Below are 11421 nucleotides of genomic sequence, written 5' to 3' on the forward strand. Positions count from 1 at the left end.
CAGACAATACTAAAAGTCATTGTCTGACTGTGAAATAAAAAATTATAAAATAAAAAAAGGAGTCACTAACCATTGGTTACTGACTCCTTTTTTATGACTCAATAAAATACTAAGGAGTGCTTGTAGGCATCTCATCAAGAGAAGATGAGTCATCCGACGACAAGTTGTCTAAAGTTGCTTCGCGGATACCATGATTCACATGAGCCATCGCTTGCGGAAAACCACGCTCGCAAGCCAAGGTGCGGGCAACCTTATCAATCGCCAGACTGTCATTGTGTACCAAGTAAGACCATTCATGCGCATAACGCTCTCGGTTTACCTGCGTGTCATTATCAATCAAACCAAGATTTGTCAATTCATCAACGATTTGATCTGCTGCAATCAGGGTTGAGGACGCCTTAACGTTTTCGGCACGCGCATAGCGTATGTTTGAATAGAGGCTAACATCGGCCACTCGCAAAGTATCGTCTTCGCCGGGGATTTGTTGACCGCCATAAAGGGCATTGCCAATGGTGCGCGCGCTATTAAATGTCGGTACAAATTCAGCCACATAATCAATGGCTTGTTGGCTACGCGCTTGGAGTGGTGTTTTGTCCCAGCCATCGTCAATGTAATGCACGTATTGCTCAGGTAACTTAGGCTGGGCACTCTCTTCACTAGATGCAACCAATCCATCATCAAATAAAGTGATAAATTTACTCATACCATGGATTTGAAAGTAACCATCTGGATAAGGAGTCAATTGAGCCATACCTTCTGGCGTACCGCGATTGCCGTAGATAATAATTTCTGGTATCTGACCGCCTGTTTCTTTCCAACGGGTAATATAAGAAGATTTGAACTCGACCATGCGTGTTACCTTCACACCGACCATGTCATCAATGACGCCAGTACGGAAGCCGCAAGCATTGATCAAATAATCCACTTCGATGGATTCTAATGCTTCTGGGTCAACCGCTTGTTGATCATGTGCTCGTTGATAGTCGATACGCCATTTGGTGACATGGTGGTCAGCGTTGGTGCAATTCTCACAATCAACGGGCAAGACTTGCTTGACTTGAGTATCCGTAAATACATGCGCATGCTCATAATCTTCTAGTGCCAATTGGGCGGAAGCTGCGAGACGGAAAATATTCCAACCATATTCTTGTACGACAATCAGCGGGAATTTAACTTTGTCTAAGTCCAAATATTTTGCAACCGGTATCATCCATTCATCAACCGTACCGGGTATGGCGACTTGTTCGCGTTCAGACAGCGCAATCAGCTGTTCGTGGCTATACAGCTGATAATAATTTTCAGGCTCACCCAAGACTTTATTGTTGCTATCTTGAGCAATCAGTTCGCGATATGCGTCTGTTAAAATATCAAGACGTGGTAACAGATCTTCAGGAGACCCTTCATCACGAGTGGGAACAGCAAACACCGTCGGACGTACATCGATGGTATAAGGATAAAGGCGCAAAATGTCGATGCATTGTTTGAGTAGCGCAACGCAGTCTTCGTCAGGGATTTCGCGGTATAAGTTGCCACCTGCATGCAAATGACACATCGGAGGACCATCGATCAGCGATTTGTTTTTTTCAAATAAATAGGTCTCAAGCCCTAACGCAGCCAAGCGAATGGCAATGGTGGCACCTGCCGTACCACCACCGAGAATGCCGACGCGTTTTGGAGTTGATATAGAATTTGTGGTCAAAGAGTGAGTCATTATCGTTATTATGTCCTTAATAGCATCTACAGTGGATCATGCTGAATATAGTCATTAATCTGGTTGTTAAGTCGTTCGATTTTTAAGTAGAAAGTTACTGCTGATATGTGTACAAAGAGCGTTGACTTCAACAGGTATATTAGAAGTAATGAATATATTTTTATAGTGAAGCTACGCTAAATTTCTATAAGGATATTCTACAAAAAAATGTCGCCAAAAAGATGGCAAATACGTAAGTGGATACATGAGTTTTGTCAGTGGACTGCTGTAATCTAGGACAAGCTACAATAAGTGGCAGCAAGACTAAGTGGTGAAAAGATAATGAATGCGAAAAAGGATTACAGCGTCACTATTCTCTAGCTGAACAGTCTTTAGCCGAAATGGTTAGTATTTAATTGTTTTGTAAAATATATCCGTTTTTGTAAGTTTGTATCCTGAGAACCATCGTGGTGAAACGCCATATGCTATATTTGTATCGCTTAAGGAAGTTCTGGCTTTATCTTTGATTGATGTTCACATCAAAAATAAAAATGCCCGATAAAATCCATTATTAAAATTACAAGGAAGTTGTTATGAAAAACATCATGGTATTATCTGCGTTAACAGGTGTATTAGCATTAACAGGTTGTACGACTTTGAAAAGTGCGGTTGGAAATGACATGTCAGGCACGCATGACGTGCAAGCGACCAACAATAATACAGCACCCGTCGCGAGTAAAAATGGCGTATTGGTCGATGCGACCAATCAAATGACGCTTTATACTTATGATAAAGACGCCAAGAACAAGTCAGATTGCGGCACAACTTGCCAAGTTTTATGGCCTATTTTTATGGCGCCAAGTAACGCTAAAGCATCGGGTCAATTCGCTGCATTCAAGCGTGAAGATGGTAAATATCAGTGGGCAATGAATGGTAAACCTTTATATTTCTACGCCAATGACACAAAAGTTGGTGACAAAGATGGCGATGACAAGTTTGATGTTTGGCATGTTATTCCAACGAAATAAAATGCCATAACATTGGTTTAAAAAAAGCAGCCTTATTTTGAAGGCTGCTTTTTTTGTTGTTAGTAAACGCTATCAATAGATCAATAGGGCTTATTTCGATTTCTTCTCTACCAATTCGCCATCGATTTGGATAGGCACATTGGTGGTAATACCGTCTGCATAAGCAGTCATGCCGTAAGCGGCACGATCAATATTACCAGTGGCACGGAAACCGACGACTGGCTCTTTGGTAAGCGGGCTGTTGGCAACTTTATTCAATGTCACATCTAGCGTTAATGGCTTGGTTTGGCCAAGCATGGTGAAATTACCCATGACTTTTGCTTGTTGCGGATTGATAAAAGTGACCTTGGTGGATTTAAACGTCATCGTTGGGTATTTGGCAACATTGAAAAACTCTTCTTTCTTCAAATGTTCATCACGCGCATCCCAATTGGTATCGATGCTATCAGTGGCGATAGTAAAGTTCATATTGGTTTTGTTTGGGGCTTTGATATCATAATTTACCATACCTTTGACATCGCTAAAATGTCCCATGGTGGTTGAAAAACCCATATGGTTGACAGAAAATCCAACACGAGTATGTGAGTCATCCAACTGCCATTGGCTTGGCATTGCTGCACTTGCTAGAGTAGTCACTGCCAGCGCTGAGCTGATTAATAATGTTTTTGCAGTGTTCTTTATTACCATATTGATCATTAGAATATCCTTAAGTTGGCTTGGTTGATTGGCGCGTGTATGGCTGATGCCTGTTTGTAAAATCTTTGTATTGATAAGTTTGTACTGATGAAACCGCCGAGTTCTAAACGGCTGCATCTAAAATCGGCAGTTGAGAATAACGTATGCGTATAAAAATACTTATCATTGTTAACTCAGGCTACAATAACAGATTTTATTGGTTATTTCAGCTAAATCGATATTATACTCATAAGGCAGATTTCTCTCAATGCTGTTAGCCAATTTTTGACAACTTAACACACATAACCCTCACAACTGCGACTTGCATCAAACATCGAAAACCGTTAAAATCGCGGTTTGATTTTCCCGCTGGGGAAAGGCTAAGTGAGCAGAAGCGTGGTGTTGTGTGCTGGAATAAGCCAGTGACGCAGTTGCCATCCTTATCAATGTCCTTAGTGCCTCAGTTACGTATGTCATCGCTTGGTTGATACCTCAAAAAAGAGGTTAAACAGGCTATTCATACATCGGACATAGAGAGTTTATTATGCGTAAAGATATCCATCCTAATTACCAAGAAGTTTTGTTCCATGACACTAACGCTGACGTGTTCTTTTTGACTCGTTCAACGGTTAAGACTAAAGCCACTCGTGAATACGAAGGTACAGAATACCCATACTACCCACTTGATATCTCAAGTGCGTCGCATCCATTCTATACAGGTGAGCAACGTAAAACTTCTACTGAAGGCCGTGTTGCAAGCTTCAACAAACGCTTTGGTGCATTTGGTGGCCGTAGCAAGAAAGCTGCTGAATAATTCAGACAGATTTGCCACACCAACGCTTGACACAAAAAAACCGCTGATGATTCAGCGGTTTTTTTTGATTCTGAGTAAAGATTAATATCTGAGTAAATGTCGTTACCGATATCTAAGGGTTATTCGGCTTTAGATATGTCCAACAACGCTGACATTCGCTCTGATACTTGCTGTGCCCAATAACCATACATAAGACTACTTGGATGAAAACCATCACTGGCAAACATCACTGCGATATCGATTGGTGAGCCATTAGAGTGCTCCTTTATCATTCGTGCAAAGTCAGTTGCCATATAATTGACACCAGCATGAGTCGCGCACACTTGTTGCAGTATTTGATCAAGCAGTAAGGCTTTAGCGCCCACAAAGTTATTCAAAGGCGCAGGAATCGCAGGCATGTCTGCCATCGGTGGTAGACTTAGAAAAATCAGTTCTCTAACGCCGAATTTACGTTGTGCAATGGCAATAATATCTTCAATCTGCTGTTTCCATTTGTCTATTGCGACATTGGAAGTCGTATCATTGACACCCACGCTGAGCAGCATGACATCAACCGGTTGAGTGGGCGCTGGTAGAACATAAAGTCTGCGTAAGATATCAAAACTGGTATGACCAGTCGTGGCTTGCAATGACCAATCTAACATATTAAAGCTTGAATGAGCAGAAAGCTGCTGCGTCAATATGGGGATCAGCTTACCGACCAGCGCTTCTTGTTGCGTTTGACTGCCGACACCAGCGGCTGCCGAATCTCCTACGATCATCAGCTTCAAGGTTGACTTGTCAGAGGCTGGGCCATCAGTAGCAGGATGTAACGAGACAAGTCCGCATCTTTCGCCGTCCGGCTCGGGAAGACGAACGGTATCGCGTTTGATTCTGCGACCCTGATGAAAATAAACAGGGGCAAGCAGCACGTCTTTTGCGACAGACGCAATTTTATGAGTATCTACCATCCAGCACGCTCCCGAATCGTGGTCAGGTTGTCATCCATTAATAATTGACCGTCAATATAAACCTCTCGTAGCAGGTTGTCCGCCTCATTGGCCAAATCATCTGCCTTGATGGTTTGTATGGCACCACTATCGTCTTTTACCAATGCCAAACGACCTTTTTTGGAGCGTTTAGAACGACTGGTGACGGGATCTTTATAAATATCTTTCCAGACGCCAGCGATAGAGATTGCGCTGGCTTTCATCGCCCAGCTCATCGTATCGCGGTTGACTTGTTGTAATAGGCCACCACCCATACCGAACGTTACGTTTTCAGCGCTAAAGCCTGCTTTCATCACGACTTCAATAATCTTGCTCAAGCTTTGCGGACTGATCCCATCGCCTTGAATGATGCGCACGTAATCAGGTAATACTTTATAGCCTTTACTGTTGGTTGTTGTACCGAACTTGACTGCCAAACGTTCCAACGCTTCACGCACCACTTTGGTCGGCTCACCACTGTCTGGTCTAATGACCAAGGTGCCACCCATGTTTTTTACGTCCTCTTTTAGGCTGCCGCCCCAGATATTGTCGATCGCATTCCACAAATCATAGCTGTCTGATACGACTGAAAACGCCTTGTCTTCACCGCCAAACTGCTCAATCATATTGGCGAAGGCTGCAGTCTCACCGTCACGGCCCCATGCAGTCATAGTGCTGTGCTCAGCTGCAGGAATAGAAAACGCAGGCATGTCTTTACCCATCTGATACCAGCGGCTAGCCGCAACGAGCGCAGTCATTGAATCTGTACCAGCAAAGTTGACCAAATGCGCCAAACTGCCGAGAGCGACGGTTTCCTGACTTGACGCGCCCCTCGAGCCAAAGTCATGCAAACGAAAGGGCAGCGACGCTGTATTGTCGGCGGACTTTTCTAACGCTTGACGAATGATGCCTTTACAATAATGAGAGACACTGGCCACTGTTGACGGATACCAAATCGCGCGTAATAGCGCTGTTTCAATATAACTTGGCAACCAATAAAACTCAGGGTCAGTATTGATGACTTGGCAGACGACATTAGATACGGGGACGATGCTGCCTTCTGGTATGGCTTCGATGCGTAATGGTAAGTAGCCGCTGTGTTTTGCGACCAAACGCTCCCAGCCAGCACGATTGAAAGTCAAACCATGTGCCTGAATGACCATTTCGGCTTCATCGATGTCTTGGATCGTGATAGGCGTGCTCAGATACTCTTTGATAAAAGCTTGCAGGCCAAAGAACACTACATCATAGTCGCCTTTACGCGCTTCAATGTAGCTCGACAGATACTCACTACCATTTGGGTATTGCACCCAATGTGAAGTTTTATAGCTGTCACTGTTAAGAATCAAATTGTTTAAATTACTGGTGTACATCACAGAACTCCTCTGCTTTGAGATGCCACAACTGTTTTGATGAAAGAGCAGTTGCGGCGTTTGACCGTTGCCGTCTATCGGCATTGGTGTGAAAATTAAAATAAATTATATAGCGTAGACTTAAGAGATAATGGATAAACAATGCACCAAATAGTCAATCTATAACATCCTACAACCCGACCATCTTAGTAATAATCGCATAGTGGTCTTCAAACATCATCTTGGCATCAAGCTCTGCCAGCGGTAACCAAAAGGCCTTGATTGCATCATCGCCGCCTTTGACTTTTGGCAACCCTTTTGGATCGTTTTTAAGCTGAAAATAAAAGGCTTGTGTGATGGTGCGACCACGGGCAGAGCGATAAGGATCATCAAAAGTGTGCTGACTGTGGCAAGAGCCACGTAATACTGGCTCTGGAACTTTGAGACGAGTTTCTTCGCGTAGCTCACGGATACAAGCGTCAAACAATGTCTCTTTTGGATTCAAAAACCCGCCTGGCAATGCCCAAAGTCCGCGCCCCGGCAGACTACGGCGCTCAACCAATAAGATGTGTCCTGATTGTACAATCAAAGCATCAGCCGTCATAAAAGTAGGGGGGTAAGGCGCAGATTCCCACTGTCTTTTGTATTTATCAATAAAATCTGCCTCTTCATGCAACTGCTTGTAGTCATCTGTTTTTTTGAACTGATCTAACACATTGCGAGTGGATTCAGGCGTACGCTCAGGCGTTGGTGTGGCGCCCATCAGATAGCTGTCACGAATGGGCGTAGCGGATAAATTGTGATAATTGGGTACAGAAACCGAGTCCCAGTTAGGAAATAACGACAGATAATATGATGAGCTGTCTTTTGAATGTCCAATCAAACCAATATCCGTTTGCAAATCACCTGTGACAGATTTGACACCAGCTTGCACGTACTGTAGCCAGCGCGTGTCGTTATAAAGCGCATCGTCTAATCCAACACAATGAATGCGCGCCGCTTCTTCATCAGAGTACGCGTCTTTAATCATTGCAGCACGCTCATCCACGCTAAATGGGTTGCGCAAACTGCGAGGTAGGTTGGCTGAACCGATGAGCATAATGACTTCATCTGAGCGCTTTAGGGCTTCATCGATGACTGCTTTGTGACCACAATGAAATGGCTGAAAACGCCCGATAAAAACCAAATAACGATAGCGTTTATGCTCTTGTTTATCTGAGTGGTGCTTATCTGGATGTTGCTCTGATGATGCGCTCATATATACCAGTTTCCTACTGCTTATGTTTTATGGGTTAAACACAATTTTTTAATAGTGCCAATACTGACATAGCTCATGACTTTCTGACAAGTGCAAAGATGTTCTATGAGCGCTGATTATTGGCACGTGTTTTAAATACAATAAAAGCCACTCCAAATCATTAGAGAGGCTTTAAGATAAAGTTTATAAAAATAGTATAGGTCTGACGACTAAATGCTAAAGCGACTCAATTTTGCTAATACCTTCTTGGCGTATGACTTCAGTAACACCAGTATCAGACTCGATACGACTGATAAAGGCATTGAAGTTCTTGTAACTAGAAAGGTCAAGCTTCATTTTTTTCGCCCATGTCAGTATGACGTATAGATAGATATCTGCTGTCGTCTTAGTGCCTGTCAGATAATCCTGTGTGCTAAGCTTTTCATTAGGATACTCAAGCAGACCAACGATTTTTTTCTTCGCATTGTCTTTTAATTCTGCTTGCGCAGCTTTATCTTTTACGAAGCTATCAGGGCCGAACAGTGGCCCAAAGCTTTTATGGACATCTGAATTGATAAAGGCCAACCAGTGCATGATCTCGGCACGTTGAGCGGGCGAGCTAGTAGCACCGAATATGTTAGCGTCAGGATACTTAGCATCAATATAAGTTTGTACAGCGATATTCTGCGTGACTACGGTATCACCATCTACGATTGCAGGTACTGAACCCTGCGGGTTAATACGCAGATATTCTTCTGATTTTACAGAGTCGTGATCTAATATTTCTAGTTCATAATCTGCTTTTGCCCACTCAAGAGCGACGTGTGGAACCATTGAACAAGCGCCTGGCATGATATATAACTTCATAAAATATCCTTTTAAATTTATTCTTTTGAATTTATCATTTTGTCGAATTTAGTCTAAGCAACTGAGCCATATAACTCAGTTATATTATGTGAGTTTATTTTTAAGAGATGTAGCGTTACCTTATCCTTGATAATTTATCTGACAGTCTTAATATAAACAGTAATAAACACTGTGTGAATAATTAAGGCGTTTTGCGTCGCATTATTGGTTTTTTTACATCATCATTAAAAAAACCAATAGTGACTATTAATGATGGTCACAGTTTAATTCGCAGTAGCGTGGTCGGAATTGTCGCGTAAGTGCGGTATAATAGTGGTTATAAACTTATCAAAATGTTGTAAAAACAACAGTCAACGTCCTAACACGATAAACCGTGTTCATTGACAATTCACACAGATTTTAGCAATCCAAACTAAAGACATAATCCTTTTCACGACACAGTAGCCATGATAAAAATAGCGCTTGTGTCATAACGCGTAGGACATATTATGAGTGAGCAAACCCAAGCTGATAGCCAATTAGACCAGTCTACCGACTATGAGTCAGCACTAGATACCGAGCAAGTTGAAGCAAAAAGCAATATTACGATCACCGAATCTGCTCAAGGCTATTTGGCAGATCTATTGTCTAAGCAAGATACTGATGGTATTGGTGTGCGTATTTTCGTTGAGCATCCTGGTACGCCGCGCGCAGAATGCTGCATGGCTTATAACCAGCCAGGTGAAGAAGACAGTGCCGATTTAAAATTCAGTTATGAGAATTTTTCTGCTTTTATTGAGGCGGCTTCAGTTCCTTACTTAGAAGATGCCGTGATCGATTATAATAAAGACCGTTTCGGTGGTCAGCTGACCTTCCGTGCACCAAACTCTAAAGTACCTAAAGTCGGTGCTGATGCCAGCATCGAAGAGCGTATCAACTACGTCTTGCAGTCAGAGATCAATCCTGGCTTAGCCGCGCATGGTGGCGACGTACAGTTGCTTGAGTTGATTGACGAAGAAGGCATTGGTCTGACTGCTGTGTTGAAATTTGGTGGTGGTTGCCAAGGGTGTTCAGCCGTGGATATGACATTGCGCCAAGGCGTTGAAGTGCAGCTAAAACAGCAAATACCAGAGTTGACGCAAGTGATTGATGATACCGACCACACGCGTACAGAAAATGCTTATTACAAATAAAAGCAAAGTGGCTGATATAAAAACGCTTATGAGTATTCGTCATTAAGAGATGAATATTTTGCTGTTCTTTTAATAAAGAAGCTGAGTTATGATGAACTCAGCTTTTTTTATTGCTATGATTTGGCAGACAATGTCTTTAGGATATTTTTAAATCATACGCTATTCACTAATAATGATTGATCAATACAAAGGAATGTACGATGAGTGATGAACAAGCAGCTGAGCAATCAACCCAAGACTTAGCGCGCACGCAGCGTCTCGAAACTCTAGCGATTCACGCCGGTTATAGTGTGGAGCCAACGACCAAAGCGGTGGCCGTACCTATTTATCATACCAGCTCGTATGCGTTTGATAATACTCAGCACGGCGCTGACTTATTTGATTTAAAAGTTGCGGGCAATATCTATACTCGTATCATGAACCCGACCAATGCTGTGTTAGAGGAGCGGGTTGCGGCACTTGAAGGCGGTATCGGCGCGCTTGCAGTGGCTTCAGGTATGGCTGCCATCACTTATGCGATTCAGACCATTTGTGAAGCAGGCGATAATATCGTTGCCGTATCAACATTATATGGTGGTACTTACAACTTATTTGCGCATGCATTACCGCGCCAAGGCATCGAGGTGCGCTTCTTTGATCACAAAAACCCAGAAGCCATTCGTGATTTAATCGATGACAAAACCAAAATGGTGTTTGCAGAGAGTATCGGTAATCCATTAGGTAATATTGTTGATATTCAAGCGCTTAGTCATATCGCTCATGAGTACGGTGTCCCTGTAGTCATTGACAATACGGTGGCGACACCTGCGCTATGCCGTCCGTTTGAGTTCGGGGCGGATATTGTGGTGCACTCGTTGACTAAATATATGAGCGGCACGGGCACGTCGATTGGTGGTGCGATTGTCGATAGTGGCACGTTTGCTTGGGGCGATTATCCAGAGCGTTTCTCGCTATTGAACACGCCAGATGCCAGCTATCATGGTGTAAATTTTGTCAAAGATGTGGGTGCACCTGCCTTTATCGCCCGCGCACGTGTGGCACCATTGCGTAATACAGGTGCGGCGCTGAGTCCATTAAATGCTTTTAGTATTTTGCAAGGCATGCAGACGCTGAGCCTACGTATGGAGCGTCATGTACAAAACGCGCAAGCCGTCGCAGAGTATTTGCGCGACCATGACAAAGTTGCTTGGGTGAAATATGCAGGTTTGTCTGACCATCCTGAACATGCGCTTGCCAAAAAATATATGAAAGGCACGCCTTCTGCTATTTTAACCTTTGGGGTAAAAGGCGGTCTGGAAGCTGGTGCGCGCTTTATTGATGCTTTGCAGCTGATTACTCGTTTGGTGAATATCGGTGATGCCAAATCTCTAGCTTGTCATCCAGCGACGACCACGCATCGTCAGCTGAATGGACAGGAACTAGAGCAGGCAGGCGTGACTGAAGACATGGTACGACTGTCAATTGGTATCGAGCACATAGATGACATCAAAGCCGATCTTGAGCAAGCATTGTCTACCACTTAATACGAAAATATACGGATTTAGCCAGTTTATTTAAGTCATTCTAATTCACCAATAAAAAGCCCACATCGATTTGATATGGGCTTTTTTATTTAGGA

At 43.2% G+C, this 11421-nt stretch carries 10 protein-coding genes; 4 read left to right on the forward strand and 6 right to left on the reverse strand.

Annotated elements, in window-relative coordinates:
• Positions 1-109 precede the first annotated feature (109 nt).
• Entirely contained in the window at positions 110-1711 is a 1602-nt protein-coding gene (locus FW759_RS13415) for an FAD-dependent oxidoreductase (protein WP_446443237.1), read from the reverse strand.
• Positions 1712-2283: 572 nt separating this feature from the next.
• Between FW759_RS13415 and FW759_RS13420 the strand changes: the two genes are divergently transcribed.
• Positions 2284-2718 carry a COG4315 family predicted lipoprotein gene (locus tag FW759_RS13420; RefSeq protein ID WP_062845532.1) on the forward strand — a complete coding sequence of 145 codons (435 nt, stop codon included), beginning with the start codon at positions 2284-2286 and terminating at the stop codon, positions 2716-2718.
• A gap of 90 nt (positions 2719-2808) precedes the next feature.
• Here FW759_RS13420 and FW759_RS13425 read toward each other — a convergent pair whose 3' ends face one another.
• Positions 2809-3414, reverse strand: a complete 606-nt coding sequence (locus tag FW759_RS13425; protein WP_443531113.1) for a YceI family protein — start codon at positions 3412-3414, stop codon at positions 2809-2811.
• A gap of 523 nt (positions 3415-3937) precedes the next feature.
• Between FW759_RS13425 and FW759_RS13430 the strand changes: the two genes are divergently transcribed.
• Positions 3938-4207, forward strand: coding sequence for a type B 50S ribosomal protein L31 (locus tag FW759_RS13430; RefSeq protein WP_062845530.1), 270 nt, complete (start codon positions 3938-3940; stop codon positions 4205-4207).
• 119 nt (positions 4208-4326) lie between these two features.
• Here the strand turns inward: FW759_RS13430 and FW759_RS13435 are convergent, their stop codons facing one another.
• From FW759_RS13435 to FW759_RS13450, 4 genes are all read right to left on the reverse strand, one after another.
• Positions 4327-5157, reverse strand: coding sequence for an SGNH/GDSL hydrolase family protein (locus tag FW759_RS13435; protein ID WP_446443238.1), 831 nt, complete (start codon positions 5155-5157; stop codon positions 4327-4329).
• Positions 5151-6548, reverse strand: a complete 1398-nt coding sequence (locus FW759_RS13440; protein ID WP_446443239.1) for a nicotinate phosphoribosyltransferase — start codon at positions 6546-6548, stop codon at positions 5151-5153. Before FW759_RS13440 ends, FW759_RS13435 begins: the two co-directional genes overlap by 7 nt.
• A 169-nt stretch (positions 6549-6717) precedes the next feature.
• On the reverse strand, positions 6718-7785 hold the full coding sequence (locus tag FW759_RS13445) for a bifunctional nicotinamide-nucleotide adenylyltransferase/Nudix hydroxylase (protein ID WP_446443240.1): 1068 nt from the start codon (positions 7783-7785) through the stop codon (positions 6718-6720).
• A 216-nt stretch (positions 7786-8001) separates the two neighbouring features.
• The gene (locus FW759_RS13450; protein WP_446443241.1) at positions 8002-8631 is read right to left on the reverse strand and encodes a glutathione S-transferase family protein; all 630 of its coding nucleotides are present in this window, start codon (positions 8629-8631) and stop codon (positions 8002-8004) included.
• A 488-nt stretch (positions 8632-9119) separates the two neighbouring features.
• Between FW759_RS13450 and nfuA the strand changes: the two genes are divergently transcribed.
• Both nfuA and FW759_RS13460 read left to right on the forward strand, forming a co-directional pair.
• Positions 9120-9803 (forward strand): Fe-S biogenesis protein NfuA, encoded by a 684-nt coding sequence (nfuA, locus tag FW759_RS13455; RefSeq protein WP_062845525.1) that lies wholly within the window; start codon positions 9120-9122, stop codon positions 9801-9803.
• A 200-nt stretch (positions 9804-10003) separates the two neighbouring features.
• Positions 10004-11326 (forward strand): O-acetylhomoserine aminocarboxypropyltransferase/cysteine synthase family protein, encoded by a 1323-nt coding sequence (locus FW759_RS13460; RefSeq protein WP_353670486.1) that lies wholly within the window; start codon positions 10004-10006, stop codon positions 11324-11326.
• Positions 11327-11421: the final 95 nt, after the last annotated feature.

The sequence above is a fragment of the Psychrobacter sp. 1176_08 genome (assembly GCF_052850615.1).